Source organism: Actinomyces sp. 2119 (genome assembly GCF_003591215.1).
In the GTDB taxonomy this organism is placed as follows: Bacteria; Actinomycetota; Actinomycetes; order Actinomycetales; family Actinomycetaceae; genus Actinomyces; species Actinomyces lilanjuaniae.
Genome location: NZ_QYRR01000001.1, coordinates 341855 through 360880, shown reverse-complemented (window position 1 = coordinate 360880; position 19026 = coordinate 341855). Strand labels below are relative to the sequence as shown.

At 70.2% G+C, this 19026-nt stretch carries 17 protein-coding genes; 13 read left to right on the top strand and 4 right to left on the bottom strand.

Translation table 11 applies throughout. The features are described from left to right. Positions 1-2 precede the first annotated feature (2 nt). From D4740_RS01425 to D4740_RS01405, 5 genes are all read left to right on the top strand, one after another. Positions 3-1223: a GNAT family N-acetyltransferase gene (locus D4740_RS01425; protein ID WP_119835258.1), complete on the top strand. Its 1221-nt coding sequence runs from the start codon at positions 3-5 to the stop codon at positions 1221-1223. A 119-nt stretch (positions 1224-1342) separates the two neighbouring features. After that, complete coding sequence (locus tag D4740_RS01420; RefSeq protein WP_119835134.1) at positions 1343-2902, top strand: MFS transporter; 1560 nt, start codon at positions 1343-1345, stop codon at positions 2900-2902. Positions 2903-2940: 38 nt separating this feature from the next. Beyond that, complete coding sequence (locus D4740_RS01415) at positions 2941-3474, top strand: TetR/AcrR family transcriptional regulator (protein ID WP_119835133.1); 534 nt, start codon at positions 2941-2943, stop codon at positions 3472-3474. Between the two features lie 219 nt (positions 3475-3693). Further along, positions 3694-4788, top strand: coding sequence for an NAD(P)/FAD-dependent oxidoreductase (locus D4740_RS01410; protein WP_119835132.1), 1095 nt, complete (start codon positions 3694-3696; stop codon positions 4786-4788). A 60-nt stretch (positions 4789-4848) separates the two neighbouring features. Further along, a complete protein-coding gene (locus D4740_RS01405; RefSeq protein WP_119835131.1) occupies positions 4849-5202 on the top strand; it encodes a DNA primase in 354 nt (117 codons plus the stop codon). Positions 5203-5283: 81 nt separating this feature from the next. Here D4740_RS01405 and D4740_RS01400 read toward each other — a convergent pair whose 3' ends face one another. Continuing rightward, positions 5284-6264 (bottom strand): aldo/keto reductase, encoded by a 981-nt coding sequence (locus tag D4740_RS01400; protein WP_119835130.1) that lies wholly within the window; start codon positions 6262-6264, stop codon positions 5284-5286. Between the two features lie 167 nt (positions 6265-6431). Next, positions 6432-6653 (bottom strand): sulfurtransferase TusA family protein, encoded by a 222-nt coding sequence (locus D4740_RS01395; RefSeq protein ID WP_119835129.1) that lies wholly within the window; start codon positions 6651-6653, stop codon positions 6432-6434. A 47-nt stretch (positions 6654-6700) separates the two neighbouring features. On the opposite strand from D4740_RS01395, the gene D4740_RS13080 reads away from it, so the two are divergent. After that, positions 6701-6835, top strand: a complete 135-nt coding sequence (locus D4740_RS13080; protein WP_259390581.1) for a hypothetical protein — start codon at positions 6701-6703, stop codon at positions 6833-6835. Here D4740_RS13080 and D4740_RS01390 read toward each other — a convergent pair. Then, on the bottom strand, positions 6828-7922 hold the full coding sequence (locus D4740_RS01390; RefSeq protein ID WP_119835128.1) for a YeeE/YedE family protein: 1095 nt from the start codon (positions 7920-7922) through the stop codon (positions 6828-6830). The genes D4740_RS13080 and D4740_RS01390 overlap by 8 nt on opposite strands. A 661-nt stretch (positions 7923-8583) precedes the next feature. Next, complete coding sequence (locus D4740_RS01385; RefSeq protein WP_396027215.1) at positions 8584-9354, bottom strand: RecB family exonuclease; 771 nt, start codon at positions 9352-9354, stop codon at positions 8584-8586. Positions 9355-9704: 350 nt separating this feature from the next. On the opposite strand from D4740_RS01385, the gene D4740_RS01380 reads away from it, so the two are divergent. From D4740_RS01380 to pafA, 7 genes are all read left to right on the top strand, one after another. Then, positions 9705-10856: a site-2 protease family protein gene (locus D4740_RS01380; protein WP_119835127.1), complete on the top strand. Its 1152-nt coding sequence runs from the start codon at positions 9705-9707 to the stop codon at positions 10854-10856. 53 nt (positions 10857-10909) lie between these two features. Next, positions 10910-12133: a multidrug effflux MFS transporter gene (locus tag D4740_RS01375; protein ID WP_119835126.1), complete on the top strand. Its 1224-nt coding sequence runs from the start codon at positions 10910-10912 to the stop codon at positions 12131-12133. A 101-nt stretch (positions 12134-12234) separates the two neighbouring features. Beyond that, entirely contained in the window at positions 12235-13545 is a 1311-nt protein-coding gene (locus D4740_RS01370; RefSeq protein WP_259390580.1) for a tRNA (adenine-N1)-methyltransferase, read from the top strand. Continuing rightward, positions 13542-15470 carry a proteasome ATPase gene (gene arc, locus D4740_RS01365; protein ID WP_119835125.1) on the top strand — a complete coding sequence of 643 codons (1929 nt, stop codon included), beginning with the start codon at positions 13542-13544 and terminating at the stop codon, positions 15468-15470. Before D4740_RS01370 ends, arc begins: the two co-directional genes overlap by 4 nt. Before the next feature lie 61 nt (positions 15471-15531). Then, positions 15532-17391, top strand: coding sequence for a proteasome accessory factor PafA2 family protein (locus D4740_RS01360; RefSeq protein ID WP_220475006.1), 1860 nt, complete (start codon positions 15532-15534; stop codon positions 17389-17391). Beyond that, positions 17388-17588: a ubiquitin-like protein Pup gene (locus tag D4740_RS13075; RefSeq protein WP_259390579.1), complete on the top strand. Its 201-nt coding sequence runs from the start codon at positions 17388-17390 to the stop codon at positions 17586-17588. The genes D4740_RS01360 and D4740_RS13075 overlap by 4 nt, the downstream gene beginning before the upstream one ends. Positions 17589-17590: 2 nt before the next feature. After that, positions 17591-19015, top strand: a complete 1425-nt coding sequence (gene pafA, locus D4740_RS01350; protein WP_119835123.1) for a Pup--protein ligase — start codon at positions 17591-17593, stop codon at positions 19013-19015. The last annotated feature ends 11 nt before the right edge of the window (positions 19016-19026 follow it).

The window sequence follows — 19026 nt, the reverse complement described above, 5'->3', positions numbered from 1 at the left end:
CCATGCAGCCCTGCGATATTACGGTCCCTGCCGACGGCGACTGCCCTGAGCTCCTGCTGTCCGCGCCCACGCTGGCTGATATCGAGCGTATCGCCGAGATCTGCGACGACCCTGACATCCAGGAGTGGCTCACTGTGCCGCACGGCTACACGGTGGAGGACGCCCGTGACTTCGTCAACGACGTCGCCGCCCCCGGGTGGAAGACCGGCAAGGAGCTGACCTGGGGGATACGCGAGTCTGACGGCCGGGGGGGCTGGTACCTGGTCGGGCTGGTCAGCCTGGGCGCACAGCCCGGCGACGTCCGCACGCTCGGGTTCAGCCTGGCCGCCCAGGCGCGGGGCCGCGGTGTCATGACCCGGGCTGTGCGCGCCGTCGTCGACCTCGCCTTTGACGCGTCCGGACCGGTACGTGCCGCCGCGCTGCGCTGGGTCTGCGAGGTCCACGACGGCGTGCCCAACTGGGCCTCCTGGCGCGTGGCCTGGAGGCTCGGCTTTACCCGGGAGGCTCATCTGCGGGCGGCGCTGCCCAACAAGGGGGACCTGCACGACGCCTGGTACGCCACCCTCCTGCCTGGTGACCCGCGTGAGCCTCGAGCCCCCTGGGACGGTCCCGCTCCCAGGAGTGTCCGGGCAGCCTCCGGGCCAGAGGCAGCAGCACCGGGGTGGGGGAGCGGCTCCGGTGGCGCTGGTCGTGCCGGGGCAGCCTGGACGCCCCTGGTGCCCCACGACGGCGTGGGCAGGCGGGAGGGGGACGACCCTGAGGCCCTGGTGCGCCGCTTCCACCACGTCTACGAGCTGCCGGTCCGCACCGACGGCCCCTGCCTAGACCGTCCGAGCCTGGGCATGCGCATGAGCCTGGTCGCCGAGGAGTTCGCCGAGCTCACCGGTGCCGTCTACGGTGCCGACGCCCGGGCCGAGGTCGAGGCCGCCTACGCCCGGGCGGTCCGCTGCGACGACGGTACCCGCGACACAGTGGGCGCAGCCGACGCCCTAGCGGACCTGGTCTACGTCATCTACGGCATGGCCCTGGAGACGGGGATCGACCTGGCCGCCGTCCTGGCCGAGGTCCAGCGCTCCAACATGTCCAAGCTGGGTGAGGACGGCAGGCCTGTCTACCGTGAGGACGGCAAGGTGCTCAAGGGGCCGGGCTACTTCCCGCCCGACGTCGCGGGAGTCCTGGGCCTCCAGGCGGGAGACGAGGAGGGCAGGTCTCCACGGTCCTGACCTGCTGGGTACCTCCTGTGCCCGGGGCGGTCCGAGCGAAGCTGCTCCTGCCCTGCCTGTGCGTAGCAGCACAACGGACCCGCACCAATCTATACTGTACGTATAGTAAAGTTTCAGGCGTGACCCACACGCCTTGCACCCTCGCGTCCCCAGGGCGCACCGTCCCCAGAAGGCGGGACTGGTGTGCCCTGGCCGTCCTTGCCCTGGCGGTGACCCTGCTGTCCATCGACTCCACGGTCCTGTCCCTGGCGGTTCCCCTGATGAGCGCAGACCTGGGCACCACGGCCAGCCAGCTGCTGTGGATCGGTGACATCTACTCCTTCGTCCTGGCCGGACTGCTCGTCACCATGGGTAACCTGGCGGACCGTGTCGGCAGGCGCCGCCTTCTCCTCATCGGGACCGTGGGCTTTGGGGTCTCCAGCGCCCTGGCGGCGCTGGCGCCCAGCGCCGGGACACTCATTGCCGCCAGGGCGCTGCTGGGCCTCAGCGGTGCCACTATCATGCCCTCCACACTCTCCCTGGTGCGGACCATATTCCCTGACCCTCGCACCCGGGCCACGGCCATCGCGATATGGTCCGCGGGCGCGTCGGGTGGTCTGGCTCTGGGGCCTGTGGTGGGCGGGCTCCTCCTAGAGCACTTCTGGTGGGGCAGCGTCTTCCTCATCAACGTGCCCGTCATGGTGCTGGTCGTGGTCACTGGCCTGTTCCTGCTCCCAGAGTCGCGCAACGTACAGGGGGGCCCGGTCGACCTGCCCTCTGCTGTCCTGTCTGTCGTGGCGATCGTCTCGGTGGTCTACGCAGTGAAGTCCCTGGCCCACGACGGGCTGACGCTCCTGGCGGTCCTGGCCCTGGCGGCAGGTGCGGGCGCGAGCTGGGTTTTCCTGCGGCGGCAGCGCGTCCTGGACACCCCGCTCATCGACGTTACCCTGTTCCGCAGGCCCGCCTTCACCTGGGCCGTCCTGGCTACCGTCATGACCAACTTTGCCCTGGCGGGACTACTGTACTTCTTCTCCCAGTACCTCCAGTTGGTGCGAGGCATGTCCACCCTCTACGCCGGCCTGACCGAGATGCCGGCCTCTCTCGCCGCAGTCGTCGTCGTGGCCGTGGTCGCCTGGGCGCTACGGCACCTGGGCTACGGCAGGGCGCTGGAAGGCGGTCTTCTGACGGCCGCAGCCGGGCTGGCCCTGGTCGCCGTGGCGGAGTCCTACGGTGGTGTCGTCGGCATCGTCCTTATCTGCGCGGGCATGCTGGTGGTGGGGGCCGGGGTTGGCCTCGGCTTCACTATCTCTACCGGGGCCGTGTTGGCAACGGTGCCTGCCCAGCGTGCCGGGGCAGCCTCTGCCGTCTCTGAGACGGGTATGGAGCTCGGTGCTGCTCTGGGGATCGCGGTGCTGGGGACGGTCCAGGACGTCGGATACCGTCTCTACCTGGGTACCGTGGCGCACGGTGTCCCGGCGGAGGTAGCGCAGGCGGCCCGGCAGTCTCTGCCGACGCTGTCAGGCATTGTGGACGCTTCCAGCCCTGACCAGGCTGCTCTGCTGGACCAGGCCCGGACGGCCTTCACCCACGCCATGCAGACCACCGCCGTGATCGCGGCTGCCATCCTGGTCCTCGCCGGGATTATGGCCGCCCGCCGTGTTCCCGCCCAGGGTGCGCAGGACGGCGGCGAGCTCTCCTGACGGGGTGGGGTGGGACAGGGGCGTGACATCATAAGGTCATGAAGCAGTCCAGACGTGCCCTCATCATGGAACGTGCCCTGGAGATCACCCACGAGGAGGGCTTCGACGCCCTGACGTTCGAGGCGCTGGCCGAGCGTGTGGGGGTTACCCGCGGGGGGGTTGTCTACCACTTTCCCACCAAGGACGACCTCGCGGCCGGGATCGCCTCGATGCTGCTGGAGCACTGGCAGGCTGCTGCCCGCCTCGCCCTGGGGAAACCTCTAGGGCAGGCGAGCCAGGCTGAGCGCCTCCAGGCGCTGGCTCGCAGCATTCTGGAGGGCGAGATCCAGCGTGGAGAGTTGTCCTTCGTGATGTCGCCGGTCTCGAGGGCGGCCCAGCTGGCTGCGGCCTGGGACACCCTGTACAGCGAGTGGGTGGGTGACGTCAGCACCCTCACGCCGATCCAGCGCGTGGGACTCCTCGCTGTCGACGGCTGGTGGCTCAGCCGTGCTGACGACTCGCCGGGCGTAGACCTGCAGGACGAGGAGACCATGAGCCTCATCATCCGCATGGTGGCAGGTGAGGGCTTGTAGGGCCGGGACCAGGGGGAGCGGTCCTGTCGTGCGCCCGGACGTCTGGTCGGGGTTCCGGGCCATGCCTGTCCCTCCGGCGTCCTCCTCTCCCCAACGACTTCACCGGGTGACCAGCTCGTGGCAGGATGTGTCCATGGCGACGGCGGGCGGACCGTGGTGACGGGGACGAGCCCGCCGTACGGCCGTCAGCAACCACCTGCCTGACCGGAAGGAGCACACATGGCTCGCGTCACTGTTGTCGGAGGGGGATACGGTGGCATCACGGTCGCCAAGGCGCTTGATGACGTCGCTGAGGTCACTCTCGTGGAGCAGAAGGACACCTTCGTCAACCACGCCGCGGCTCTGAGGGCCGCCGTGGACCGGGAGTGGGCCGACAAGATCTTCATCCCCTACGACAACCTCCTGGTACATGGGCGGGTCGTCCACGGTACGGCCCTGGCGGTGCGGGGGACCACGGTGGAGGTCTCCGGCGAGGGGCCGGTGGAGGCCGACCACCTCGTCCTGGCTACGGGGACGGCCTACCCGTTCCCCGCCAAGCACATGGAGTCCTCCTCGGTCATCGCCAAGGCCCGCATCGAGCGGGTACGGACCAACCTGGAGCAGGCAGCGCGGGTGCTTATCCTTGGGGCCGGAGGGGTCGGTATCGAGCTGGCGGGGGAGATCACCTCCGCCTTTCCCGACATCAAGGTCACTCTGGTGGAGGCGGCCGACCAGATCCTCCCCTCCGACGACTGCAGGCCCGAGCTGCGGCAGTCCATCTCCGCCCAGCTGGCCCAGCGCGGTGTCGAGGTCGTCACCGGTGACACCCTCGGCTACCTGCCACCGGTTGACGTGGGGGTCCTCTCCCCGTTCCGGGTGGACACCAGGGCCGGGCGTCGTATCGAGGCCGACATGTGGTTCCGCGCCTACGGCTCCGCGGCTGCCACGGGCTTCCTCGGCGAGGACTACGACGACATCCGCCGCTACGACGGGACCATTCGCGTCGACAGCCACCTACGGGTGCTTGACCACCCCGGGGTGTGGGCTATCGGAGACATCACTGACGTGCGTGAGTCCAAGCGCGCCCAGGCGGCGCGTGACCACGCCCAGGTGGTCGCTCGCAACATCTCTGACGTCATCGCGGGCAGGCAGCCTTCAGCCACCTATGCCCCAGGCACCCAGATGACCGTCCTGCCGCTGGGTCCTGACGGAGGTGCCTCTCAGGTCCTGCGCGACGGTGTGCGTGTCGTGGTGGGACCCGAGGAGACTAGCCGCATGAAGGGGGAGGATCTTTTCCTGGGGTTTGTCCGTGAGGAGCTCGGGGCTAACGGCTGAGCGACGCGGGGGGCCGGTTCCCAGTGCGCCAGGCCGCCTAGAGCAGGTAGTCTATGCCACATGACGAACGACCCGCGGTCCGCACTCAACCGACTCATTGCCGCTTTCGAGGCGCACCTGGATGCTGCCGCTACCGGTGACGAGCTCTCGCCGGCCGTGGTCGCTGCCGAGAGCACGCTCCAGGAGGCTTTCTTCACCTACGACGACGCCCTTTTCACCGCCTTCGGGATCGAGCTGCCCTTCGACGCCTACGACGGTGATGACGACGAGCAGGATGACGACGACTACGACGACCTTGATTCCGAGGACTCCGAGGACGAGGACTATGAGGAGGACGACTCGGAGAACGGTACGTATGACGACGATCTTGACGACTACGGCGAGGAGGACCTGGAGACGCAGAGCGAGGTCTGAGCCCTTGTGCCGCCGTCTCTTACCTCAGCCAGCCTCGCCTCAGCCAGCCTCGCAGTAGCCCCAGGCAGCCCCGGCCCGGTCTCAGAACCGCTCGGGATAGCCCAGGACCGGTGCGGTTACCTCGTCCAGGGCGTGGCGGATCTGTACAGGCAGGTGCAGGTCCTCTGCCGCGAGCGCGCCCTGCAGCTGGGAAGGGGTACGTGCCCCCAGGATGGTGCAGGCGACTCCGGGGGCGTCGCGGGCCCAGGCCAGAGCCACCTCGACCGGCTTGCGGTCCAGGCCTGCTGCTGCGGTGGCAACCGCCTCACCGACTCCGCGGTGGTGCTCTGCCAGGTAGGGTGCCACGTAGGAGCGCAGGTGGGGGGATGCGGCCCGGGAGTCTGGGGGAGTGGAGGAGCGGTACTTGCCGGTGAGGACTCCCCGTCCCAGCGGGGCGTACCCGATCACGCCAAAGCCTAGTGCGCCCGCAGCAGGAATGAGCTCGCGCTCCACACCTCGGGCGAACAGGGAGTGCTCCACCTCTACGGCAGCCAGCCCTGGCCCCTGGATGCCCTCGCTGAGGAGGTCACTGACGCGTACGGTAGCCCAGGCGGGGTGGTTGGACAGACCCACGTAGCGTGAGCGTCCCGAGGCCACTGCGGTACGCAGGGCGTGGGCGGTCTCCTCCAGCGGGGTGGTGGGGTCTGGGACCTGGACCAGCCACAGGTCCAGGTGGTCGGTTCCCAGACGCTCCAGAGACGCGTCCAGGGTGTCCAGGAGGGTCCCGCGGGAGGCGTCGGCCGCGCTAGGACGCTCTCCGGTGCGCCACGTGCGCACTCCGGCCTTGGAGACCAGGACCACGTCCTGGCGGAGCACGTGCTCACGCAGAAGGGTTCCGACCACCTCCTCAGAGGCTCCCTCGCAGTAGGAGGCCGCAGTGTCGAGCACGGTGCCCCCGGCGTCGAGGAACACGTCCAGCTGCTCCCTGGCCTCCAGCTCGTCGGTGTCACGGCCCCAGGTCAGGGTGCCCAGACCCACTGACGAGACCCGCAGTCCGGTCCGGCCAAGCTTCCTGTGCTCCATGGGACAACCGTAGTAGTTCCTGCGACCCCCTGGTTGCCGGCACCCAGGTTGCGGGCGCCTGTACCAGCGTTGGCCGAGGATCCCGGCCCGGAAGCGCTGCACCCGTCGCCAGCCCCGGTGGCCACGTGGGCGGCGAGGCTGGCGACGGGGCACGACTCGGGTGGGAACTACCGGCGCACGGTGATGGACCAGGCAGCGTCACCGGTCTTGAGGAACTCGGTGACCTCGTAGCCGTTGTCAGAGGCCCAGGCAGGCAGCGACTGGGTTCCCTGGGTGCAGTCAAAGTTGATGACCAGCTCGTCCCCCGGGTCGAGCTCAGCCATGGCCTCCTCTGCCTCCAGGACGGGGAACGGGCACACCTGGCCGGTGGTCTCCAGGACGGTACGCATGAGGATGTCCTCTCTGTGCTTTGTGCTTTTCTGTACTGTGTGGGTACGTGCTTGTGGCAGGTGTCTTCCTGGCAGGTGCCGACCTCATGGTGAGGGTGCTACGGCTGCCGTCCGGCGGCGGGGACCGCTCCTCACTCCTCTTCTCTCTTCTTCGCCGCCTGCCCGGCTGCCACCTCACCTGACCGTGGCGGCAGCGGGCTGCGTGGTTGCGCTAGATCCAGCTGCCCTGGCTGCGCGGCGACGCTGGCGGGGACGGATGATGGTGGCCCAGGCGGCGGCGCCGACCCCGAGCACCTGGAAGGTCAGTGCCATCCAGCCCTGCCACGACAGCAGGGAGGTCTGGACCAGGGCGTTACCGATGGAGCACCCGCCTGCCCAGGCTGCTCCCACGCCCATGAGGACGCCGCCCCCGATGGAGCGCTGGATGACGCTGGCGGAGGGTACACGCACGCGGAACTCGCCGGAGGCCTTGGCCGCTAGGTAAGAGCCCAGGAGGATGCCCAGGACCAGCAGCACACCCCAGTCCAGGTACTCGGTGTCCCCGGTGACGACAAGCCCCACCAGGTTCGACGAGGGTGTGGTGATACCCAGCCCGTCCTCACGTCCGGACGCCCAGGACAGGGGCCAGGCGAGGATTGCCACGGCACCGACCAGGGCCCCGGTCACCAGCGGGTTCCAGGACCTCTCCAGGAGGAGGTGGGCCAGGCCCCGGCGCTGGGCGGGCAGCCCGACCTGTGGTCCCAGGCCCCGAGAGGCGACGACCCTGCGGTGCACCAGGGCGGCAGTGAGGCCAACCAGGATGACTACTCCTGCCCAGTCGGGGACGCCGATGGTGGCGGGCAGCGTCGTCAGCTCGGTGACCCACAGGCCCTTGACCCACTCTGTGGTTCCGGCCAGGATGCCGTTCTTGGAGGCGGCTGCGGTCACCGCGTAGGCGACCAGCGCGAACCAGGAGCCGACCAGTCCCTCCCCGGCCCGGTAGTAGGTCCCGGTGGCGCAGCCCCCGGCCAGGACGATCCCGGTGCCGAAGATAAAGGACCCGGCCACGGTGGCCACGACGGAGAGCCGGGGGACCTCCGGGTTGATAGCTCCCAGGCCGGTCAGAGCGGCCACGCCGACGGACTGGACGGCTACGGCCAGGAGGAAGGCAGTGAACCAGCGCCAGGAGCGGGAGACCCACAGGTCCCTGAACGCGCCGGTGATGCAGAACCGGCCGCGCTGGAGGATGAAGCCGAGGGCAGCGCCCACGGCAAGTCCGGTGATAATCATGGAGTGTCCTTAAGCGTATGTCTTGGTATGTCTATCGATGTGTCTGTGTGCGGCTGCGGGCTGTGGGGCGATCCGCAGGTGGGCCGTACTCGTGCAGCAGCCGTGGGCAGGGGAGGCGAGACCGGCCCGCACCACCGTGATGGCGCTCAAAGGTGCGCGGGTCGGGGTTGGTGAGGGGCGAGTCCTATTCAGTGGCGCCCCAAGACGATGGAGGCACGCCACTGCCAGGTCCGCAGGTGGAGGCGGGAAGGAGTGGGAACGGGCGACGAGGCCCTGTACGTGTCCTGGCCGGGACGTGGGGCACCTGTACCGCTACGGGACGGGCGGCCCTCAAGGGAAAGGCTGCTGAGATGAGGGAACGTTGCCGCGAGCAGCCTGCCTCAGCGCGTCCAGGCCAGGGACATACACAGCCGGGTCCCGCGCGGTGCGGTACGGCAGGTGGGGGCCTGGCTGGCGTTCATGGGCTGCTCCGGTCCTGCTAGTCCTACTGGCTAGCTTTACGAGACGGGGACGCGGCCGGAAGAGGCCGCTTGCCAGGAACACTAGCGGTCACGGCGAGACTCTGGCAAGGCCTGGGTCGGGGACGTGTAGATTGTCCGGATTGTGGGACGGCCGTAGGGGGCTGACGGGGCTGCTGCGACTGGCAGACGGGGGTCCGCCCTCAGCTGGCAGGTCGGCGCGCGGTAAGGAGGCGGGCCAGGCCGTCGTCCGGGATTGAGGGAGTGGTGCCCCCGAAAAGGGGGCACTGGGGCTGAAAGGAGCACCAGTCGCACAGACGCGAGCGGCGCGGCCTGAACTCTCCTGCCCGGGCGCAGTCCTCGATCTCATGCCACATCTGTGTGAGCCTGATCTCTGCAGACTCTAGCTCGCCTGGGCGGGGGTCGTGGGTAAGGGTGCGCCCGTCCCTGAGGTAGACGAGCTGAAGGCGGGCCGGGACCCGGCCCCGCAGCCGCCACAGCACCAGCCCGTAGAAGCGCATCTGGAACAGGGCGTCCTCTATGTAGCGGGGGTGCGGGCTGCGGCCGGTCTTGTAGTCCACCACCCGCATGGCGCCGTCGGGGGCGACGTCGAGACGGTCCACGAAGCCACGCAGAAGCAGGCCGTCGGAGGTCTCGACCTGGACCAGGAGCTCGCGCTCGGCAGGCTCTAGACGGGTGGGGTCCTCCAGGGAGAAGTAGGCGCGGACCAGGTCCTGGACCTCCTCCAGCCACTTCTCCACCTGTGCGGCATCAGTGAACAGCTCCATGACGGCCGGGTTCTTCTCCCGGTGGGCCTCCCACTGGCCGGGAAGCATCGCCACCGCCGCCTGCGCGGTGCGCTCGGTGGCAGGAAGGTCATAGAGACGCTCCAGCACGCTGTGCACCACGGTTCCCTTGTGGGTCGCCAGCGACCCGGGCTCAGGCAAGCGGTCTACCGTACGAAGCCGGAACAGGAGCGGGCACTGGAGGAAGTCCTTGGCCCGGGACGGAGACAGAGCGGCCCGTCTGCGATCCCAGCCGTGGGCCTGCCCTGCCCGCTGCGTCTGCGAAAGGGCGCGGACGGTCTCTCCCGGTGACGTGGCGGGATGTGGCGGGCGCGACCTACCCTCCGGCTGGTTGCGTGGCTGTTGCGGCTGGGCCGGCTGGGGCAGCTGGGTCATGGGGTGACGCTACCGCTGTCAGCGGGTGAAAGCCGCTTGGGTGCACGGGCCTGTGGACAGTGTCCCTGACGGCCGGCTGCAGTGGGCGGCCCCTGCGGGCGGTGCCACGCAGAGCCGACACAGGCTGACGTAGGCTCTGGCGCATGCCTTTCTCCTCCACCTTGCCCCCGGCACGGTCGGGACGGTCCGGCGAGTGGGTCCTGGGGCGCGTCGGCGGGGCGCCGGTGGTTGTGTCTGCCAGCTCCCTGCTGCTGGGGCTCCTGGTCGCCGTCGGCTGGTACCCCTCAGTCTCCCGTGCCCTGGGAGCCCTGGGCACGTCGGTCGTGGTCGGTGTGGTTGCCGCCACCGTCGTAGGCGTGGCCCTCAGCGTCCTCCTCCATGAGCTCGCCCACGGCCTGACCGGGACGCTGCTGGGCTGCAGACCCGTGCGCTACGAGCTCTACCTGTGGGGAGGACGTACCAGCTTCGGGCGGGCCGCCAGTGCCTGGGCGCCGTGGAAGGACGCGTTAACCTCTCTGTCCGGTCCTGCTGCCAACCTGCTCCTGTGGGCAGGAGGGACCCAGGTCCAGCGGCTTGTCTGGGAGGCGGATGGGCAGTGGGCGCTCCCGGTCTATGCGACCGCCTGGGCCCTGACGTGGGTCAACCTCGCCCTGGCGGTCTTCAACGCGCTCCCGGGCCTGCCCCTGGACGGCGGCCACGCCCTGGCGGCCCTCCTCGCCCAGCTGACCGGCAACCAGGACCTGGGGCGCAGGACCGCCGCCTGGGGAGGTCTGCTCGTCGTCGCGGCAGCGGCGTGGTGGTGGGTCCTGCGGCCACTAGTTGTCTACGGCCTGCGTCCCGGTGCTACCACCCTGGTCCTGGTGGCGCTGGTGGGCTGGTCCGTCGGCGCCACCAGCTGGCGGGTTCTGGGGCTCGGCCGTGGCTCGCGTGCGGCGGCCTCCCTCGACCTGCGGACCCTGGCCCGCCCGGTGGCCGTCACGGGCCGTGACACCCCGGTACCGCAGGTCAGGTCCCTGCTGGAGCGGGTGGACCTGGTAATCGTCGCCGACGGGCCGCGGCTGGTGGGCGGCATCGACACCGCTACGCTGGCCCAGGTCGGCCTGCAGGCCGAGGGGAGTGGGGCGGAGGCCGTCGCCGACCAGGTGTGTACGGTCCTGCCGCCTGCCTGCCTCACCACCGCCGTGACGGGTCAGCAGGCTGCCGAGGCGATGCAGGCGGCCCGATCCGTGTCCCGGTGGCTCGTGCTGGTGGAGTCGGACGCCATCAGCGGCGCGGTCCCGACCGGGGCTCGGTGACAGCCCGGCACACCTGGTGAAGGCCCGGTGACATCGACGTGGAAGGATCAGGTGTGACCTCGCTGTCCTCCAGACCCGCTGCCGCCTCAACGGGTCTCCTCCTGGCCTTGGCGGTCCAGAACGCTGTGCCCCCCTTCGCGACGGACATGTACAGTCCCGCCTTCCCGGAGGTCACAGCAGACCTGCACACGTCGGCGACCAGCGTGGGCCTGACGCTGACCGCCTTCTTTGTCGGTATGGCCCTGGGTCAGCTTGTCGGCGGGCCGGTGTCCGACCAGCGGGGACGTCGCCTGCCCATGGTGGCTGGCGGGCTTGTGTGCACCGTCGGCGCCGTCGTGTGCGCCCTGGCGCCGAACATCACTGTGCTCGTCCTGGGGCGCCTGCTCCAGGGGCTTGGTGGCGGTGCCGCCGCAGTGGTGGGACGGTCGGTCCTCGTCGACGTCGCCCACGGGGACATGCTCGCCCGCTTCATGTCGATCCTCATGGCTGTCAGCGCCCTGGCACCCATGGTGGCTCCCGTGGCCGGGGGCGCGGTACTGACCGTGGGCACGTGGCGTGCCGTCTTCTGGTGCCTGATGGGCTTCGGCCTGCTCATGACCGCGACGGCAGCGCTCCTGGTGCCTGAGACCCTGCCCCCGCACAGGCGCCAGTCCGGAGGAACCAGGCGCCTGGTCTCCGGGGTGCGTGCGCTGGTGGCCCGGCGACGGTTCGTCGGGTACATGCTCACCTCTGCCTTCTCCGGCTTTGCCATGTTCGCCTACATCTCCTCCTCGTCCTTCATCCTCCAGGGGATCACGGGGCTCAGCCCCATGGCCTTCTCCCTCTTCTTCGCCAGCACCGCGGGCAGCCAGATGCTCCTGTCGGTGGTCAACGCCAACCTTGTCACCCGGGTCAGGCCCCACCGGCTCGTCGCCCTGGGGCTGTCCGTCTCGGCGGTGGGAGTCATAGTCGTGGCGGTCAGCGTCGTCCTTCTTGACGTGGCACTGGTCCCGTTGTGCGCAGGGTTTCTGATGGTGATGTCCGCCCAGGCCTTCGTCTTCGGCAACTCCAGCGCCCTGGCGCTGGGGGAGGTTCGCCATGTCGCGGGGGCTGCCAACGCCCTGCTGGGCCTGGCGCAGGCCGTGGCCAACGCGACCGCCGCCCCGCTTGCCAGCTCAGGCGGCAGCGACACGGCTGTGCCGATGGTGGTAGTCATGGTTGTGGGTGTCACAGGAGCCTGGGCTGCCTACACGGTCGTAGGGCGTACCACCCAGAGGAGACATCTGCCGGAGGCCTGAGCGGTGTAGGCGCGAGCACGGTGACGCGTTGTCCCCCACGTGCCACCACCCGTCCCGTCGTCGTCGGGTGCACCGGGGCGGAGGTCATAGACTTCCTGGTGATGACAGACAGCAGCCCCAGCCTCCGTGGTCCCGGGTCCCCGGGCGACCCTGCTCCGGGTGCCCCGGCAAGCCGCTGTGCCCCCTCACCACGGCTCCGAAAGGATCGGTCCCGCGAGCGTCGTCCCGGGACCGACCAGGCTGAGGGAGGCCCGCAGGCCCCCTCTTCGCAGCCCCTGACGCCCCCGGCAGCCGCTGCCAGCGCCTCCCTGCCACGTCACCCGACCCAGGAGGTGCTGGACCAGGCCGGACGGCGAGGACCCTTCCACTACGGTGACCGGGTGCAGGTCACCGACTCCAAGGGTCGTCAGCACACCTTCGTCCTGGACCCCCGCGGCTACTTCCAGTCCGTGCGCGGGTCCTTTCACCACCGGGAGGTGGTCGGTCTGGAGGAGGGCTCTGTCATCGTCACCGCTACCGGGCACGAGCTGCTCCTGCTGCGGCCCCTGCTAGCCGACTACGTCCTGTCCATGCCGCGGGGGGCGCAGGTGGTCTACGCCAAGGACGCCGCCCAGGTCGTCGCTCTGGGCGACATCTTCCCCGGGGCCCGCGTGCTGGAGGCCGGAGTGGGCTCGGGCGCGCTGACCATGAGCCTGCTACGTGCCGTCGGCCCCCAGGGGCACGTGCTGTCCGTCGAGCGCCGGGAGGACTTTGCGGCTATCGCCGCCTCCAACGTCGACTCCTGGTTTGGTGGGCATCACCCTGCCTGGGAGCTGCGCACCGGCGACTTCGCCGACGTCGTCGCCGCCCACGTGACCCCGGCCACCGCCGACCGGGTGGTCCTCGACATGCTCGCTCCCTGGGAGAACACCGAGGCGGTAGCCACGGCCCTGGTCCCAGGGGGGGTCCTTGTGACCTACGTCGCCACTGTCACCCAGCTCTCCCGCACCGTCGAGGCCCTGCGCCACAGCGGGCTTTTCACCGAGCCGGTCTCCTGGGAGTCGATGGTGCGTACCTGGAACGTGGACGGCCTGGCGGTACGGCCCGACCACCGTATGGTGGCCCACACCGGCTTCCTGGTGTCAGCGAGGCGTCTGGCTGCGGGCAACCGTCCCCTCACCCGCAAGCGGCCGCCAGCGCGTGGCGCCTATGACGAGGGCGGGTACTGGGTGGCCCAGGACATAGGGGAGCGTACGAGTACGGACAAGAAGGTCCGCCGCGTCCTGCGTGACGCCCGAGCCAGGCAGCCCCTAGACGCCACCCCGGTCCAGCCCGGCGCTGCCGGGGACGACGACGTGCACGGTGCTGAGCCACCCTCGCGGCACTGCCTGTCCTCGCGGCCGGTGCCGGACCCGCACGGAGCAGGCGCATGAGCAGGAGCGGCCCCGCTGCTGAGCGCCCGGGTTCCCAGCAGGCGGAGGGAGGGTCCGTGGTCAGTTCCAACAGTCCCCAGGCCCAGGACCAGCCTGGCGTCCCCGACTTCACCAGCCACCAGCTGCGCGAGGCGCGGGCCGAGGCCGTGAGCCTGGCAGCCAAGAACGACAGGCTCGTCGCGGCGCTGGCCGCAGCCCGTGAGCGCATCACCGAGCTGGGCGCCCAGCTGGACGCGGTCACACGCCCTGCGGTGACACTGGGGCTTGTCGTCGAGGTCTTCCCACCAGCGGCCCCCGTGCCCTGGGCGGCGCACGAGCAGGCACCGGCGGGGGCGTCAGCGGATGAGGGCACCCAGACCCCCTCCCGGCAGGTCCTGGTCTACCTGGGGGGCAGACCCATGGGGCTGGCCGCCCACCCCGGGCTCGCCCCTGAGGAGCTCCAGGTAGGCCGCCTGGCAGCTGTCAACGACCAGATGCTCGTGGTGGGTACCCTCCCAGCACCCACCACCGGCGAGGCCGTCACCCTCGACGAGGTGCTTGACGCCACCCGGGTCCTGGTGACGACTGGCAGCGGGGCCAGCCGCGTCCTGGCCCTGGCTGACCACCTGGATACTGAGCGCCTGCGTACCGGGGACACCCTGGCAGCCGACCCTCGTGCCGAGGTGGCCACCGCCGTAGTGGAGCGCACCGGCGTCGCGCAGCTCGTCGTGTCCGAGGTCCCGGACGTCTCGTGGGAGGATATCGGCGGTCTAGGTCCCCAGATCGAGCAGGTCCGCGATGCTCTGGAGCTTCCTTTCACCAGTCCCGGCCTCTACCGCGCCTACGGACTGCGCGCCCCCCGGGGGGTGCTCCTGTACGGGCCGCCCGGGTGCGGCAAGACCCTCCTCGCCAAGGCGGTCGCCACCTCCTTGGTCGGCTCCCGTTCCGGTAGGGGCGGGCAGGCCGGGGCCGCCTTCCTCAGCGTCAAGGGGCCGGAGCTGCTCACCAAGTTCGTGGGGGAGACCGAGCGCCAGGTCCGGGCTATCTTTGAGCAGGCCCGTCGTGTGGCCGCCGAGGACCGGCCCGTGGTGGTCTTCTTTGACGAGATGGAGGCGCTTCTGCGCACTCGGGGCACGGGCGTGTCCAGCGACGTGGAGTCTACTGTCGTCCCCCAGGTTCTGGCGGAGATCGACGGCGTGGAGCCGCTGGGCAACGTGGTGGTTATCGGTGCCACCAACCGGGAGGACCTGATCGACCCTGCGGTGCTGCGGCCCGGTCGTCTTGACGTGCGGGTCCGTATCGACCGTCCTGACGCCGCAGGTGCTCAGGACATCCTGGCCCGGCACCTGACCAGTGACCTGCCCCTGGCCCCGGCAGAGGTGGCTGCGCACGGCGGTGACAGGGAGGCGGCGGCTGCCGCGATGCGCCGTGCCACCGTCGCCGCCCTCTACGCGCGCACCCCGGCAACTGCGGTCCTGGAAGTCACCTACGCTGACGCCACCACCCGCACCCTCCACCTGGCAGACCTTGCCAGCGGGGCCATGCTGGCTGCCGTCGTGGCTGGCGCCAAGACGGCAGCCGTCAAGGACGAGCTTGCTGGCGGCCAAGGGGGGTTGAGCACGCAACGCCTGTTGGAGGCTGTCTCGCTGCAGGCACGTCACAGTGAGGAGACGACCGGTGCGGCGACCAGCCCGCAGGAGTGGGAGCGCCTCGTGGACCGTGACGGACGGGGAATCCGTCACGTGCGTAGGCTGATACCCTCTGCCCCCGCCCCCGGTGGTCTCGGGGCGGGGGTCAGGACCCGTGCACAGGCCTGGCCAGGGGCTCACGTGGCAGCGGCCGTGACGTCGGGGGGCCGTCTGGACGGCCAGAGACTCCAGGACTACCAGGACCGGGTGCCGGGGACCAGGACGGAGGCTGGTTGTGAGACCAGCGTCAGCGACTGACCCTGCGCCTGGGGCGCCGCAGCCGCAGGACCGGGAGGACCAGGACGGGGCGCCGGAGCCGGTGGAGCGTCCGGTCGGCCTGGAGACGGAGTACGGTGCTCTGTGCCCCGGCGCTCCACGGACCCACCCTGTCGCGGTGGCAACTAGGGTGGTCCAGGCCTACGCCGCCTCGTCCCGTCGCGGCCTGGTCGGTGCTGACGGGGCCGCCGCCCCGCCTGTGCGCTGGGACTACGAGGGGGAGGACCCTCTGGCCGACCTGCGGGGAGGGCGCCTGGACCGGGCTTGGGCGCACCCCAGCCAGCTGACTGACGACCCGTCTCATCCCGCGCCGTCGGGAGAGCGTGGCCCGGCCCCTGTAGGAGAGCCCGGAGGTGCTCGGACCAGGGGAGAGGAGGGCCAGGGGCAGCCTGTGCGTGGAACCTGGAGCAGCCGACCCCGGCCCAGCGCCCAGATGGCCACGCTGCCAGCGGCGACGAACCTGGTCCTGTCCAACGGCGCCCGCTTCTACGTCGACCACGCCCACCCCGAGTACTCTTCCCCGGAGGTCCTGACCCCCCGCCAGGCTGTGGTATGGGATCGTGCCGGGGAGGTCGTCGCCCAGCGTGCCATGGAGACGCTGGTCCGGACAGGTCCGGAGCCGCCCGGACCCTCCGGGGCACCTGGGCAGGCTACGGTGCTGTCGGCAAAGACCAGGCAGGCAGGCGGGGAGGTCGTCCTGTACAAGAACAACGTGGACGGGAAAGGCGCCTCCTACGGCTCGCACGAGAGCTACCTGGTCTCCCGTGAGGTTCCGTTCGCAGACCTGGCGGCAGCCCTCGTCCCCTTTCTCGTCACCCGCCCTGTCTACGCAGGCGCCGGGCGCGTGGGAATCGGCCAGCGCAGCGAGGTGCCGGGGTTCCAGGTCAGCCAGCGTGCCGACTACGTGGAGTCTGTCCACGGCCTGCAGACTACCTTCAGCCGCCCCATCGTCAACACCCGCGACGAGCCCCACGCCGACGCGCAGCGCTTCCGCCGTCTGCACGTCATCAACGGGGACGCCAACCGCTTTGACGTACCCGTCTACCTCAAGGTGGCGACCACCAGCCTGGTGCTGTGGCTGCTGGAGCGACAGACCCGGCTCGGCCAGGGCCTGGGCCGCCTGGCCGACCTCCAGCTGGTCGGAGACCCTGTGGAGGAGCACTGGGCCTTCTCCCACGACACCTCGCTGACCCACAGGCTGCGCACGCGAGGTGGACTCATGACCGCGCTGGACATCCAGGGAGACTACCTGGATGCTGTCAGGCAGGCCCTGACTGAGGATCTCGGGGGCTGTGACGCCGGGTCCGTCGGCCGACAGACCGTGGAGGCGCTCGACATGTGGGCGGAGGTCCTGGCGGCCCTGCGCCGGTGGGCACGCGACCGCAGCGGTAGTGCGGCGTCCCTGGTGGAGTGGGTCGCCAAGCTGGAGCTGTGTCAGGCGCTGCGTCGGCGCCACGGCTGCGGCTGGGAGGACCCGCGGCTGGCTGCACTGGACATCCAGTGGGCGGACCTGCGCCAGGGCCGCTCCGTGGTGGACCGGCTGGACGCTGCCGGCCGCGTGCACAGGCTGGCCTCCGCCGAGGAGGTGGCGGCGGCGGCGGACGCTCCGCCCCGAGGGACCAGGGCACAGGCCCGTGGGCTGGCTGTCGCCCGCTACCCGCAGGTGGTGGCAGCGTCCTGGACGTGCCTGGTCCTGGACCTGCCGGGACGCGAGGGCCTTCTTCGGCTGGACCTTCCCGGCGGCGTGCGCGCCGACGACGGTGAGACCCTTGCCATTCTCCAGGCCGTTGGAGAGGAGGTGGCTCCTGGGGGAGACTGGGAGCAGGCAGGCGCCCGCTGCCTGGAGGAGGAGCCTCCTCCAGGCAGGGGCCGCATCCGTCACGGGGAGGAGACAGGCACATGACATCGTCGCACACCGTCCACCAGCAGGTCGGGACAGCCGAGGTCCTAGGGGACCCGCAGGCGCAGGCAGGTCCGCGTACCGTCGGTACCCAGGCCCAGGTCACCGGTGTCGATGAGATCCTGGACGAGATCGACTCCGTCATCGAGACCAACGCGGCCGCCTTTGTCCAGGGCTTTGTGCAGAAAGGGGGCCAGTAGGGATGAGGGGCGCCCGCCCCCCGGCCCGTCGCGTCTTCGGGATCGAGACCGAGTTCGGCGTCACCTGCGCCTCCACCCGCGGGGGCCCGCCTCCCCTGGACGCCGACCAGGCTGCCCGCGAGCTCTTTGAGCCGGTGGTCCAGCGCGGGCGCTCCTCCAACGTGTTTACCCGCTCCGGGGGGCGTCTCTACCTTGACGTGGGCTCCCATCCCGAGTACGCCACCGCGGAGTGCGATCGGCTGGAGGACCTGCTGGCCCAGGACCGTGCCGGCGAGCTGGTCATGGCCGACCTGGCGGACCAGGCCACCTCGCGCCTGAGCCGGGCCGGCGTTGACGGGCGTGTCCACCTGCTGAAGACCAACAGTGACACCCGGGGCAACGGGTTCGGCTGCCACGAGAACTACCTGGTGCACCGTCGGTCCAGCTTTCTTGACGAGGTTCGCGCCCTGGTCCCGCACCTGGTGACCCGGCAGCTGCTGGTGGGCTCCGGGCACATCCTGCCTGCTGCTGGCGGTGCCCCAGCACGCTACGTCCTCTCCCAGCGGGCTGACCAGGTGTGGGAGACGGTGTCGTCTGCCACCACCCGCGCCCGCCCCATGGTGAACACCCGGGACGAGCCCCTGGCGCGCGCCGAGGACTACCGTCGCGTGCACGTGATCGTGGGGGACTCCAACATCGCGCAGGGCTCCACGCTGCTCAAGGTCGCCTCCGTGGACCTCCTTCTGGACTACCTGGAATCCGGGGGGGACCTGTCCGACCTGGCCCTGGCAGACCCGGTGAGGGCCGTGCGCGACACCTGCCGGGACCTGACTGGGGGAGCACTGCTGGAGCGAGACATGGGAGGCACCATCACGGCGCGCGAGGTGCAGGAGGAGCACCTTCGCCGTGTGCGCTCCCACGTGCAGTACCACCGTGACCTCACCGGACTGCAGGCAGCCGCCCTGGACCTGTGGGAACGGGGGCTGCAGGCTGTCGCCGCCGGGGACCCTGACCTCGTGGCTGATGAGCTGGACTGGGCTGCCAAGCTCAGGCTGCTCACGCGTCTCACCGAGCGCCTGGGCACCGACCTGAGTGACCCGCGTGCGGCTCGCCTGGCCCTGGCCTACCACGACGTCTCTGCCACCGCGGGGCTTCGTGACCGGCTGGAGGCCTCCGGGGCACTCCGGTGCTACGTGGACCGGGAGGCCTGCCAGGCGGCAGTGGACACGCCTCCGGCGACTACGCGGGCGCACCTAAGGGGCCGGGCGGTGGCGCTGGCTGAGGACACACGGCAGGATCTCACCGTAGACTGGGTCAGTCTCAGACTTGACGACGGTAGCCTGCCGGTGATCTCGTTACGTGATCCCTTTGCCTCGGCTGACGAGCGGGTGGATGCCCTTATGGCGGAGATGGAGTCTCGTTCCGGCAGGCTTTCCGCCGGAGTCTGAGCCGTCATAAC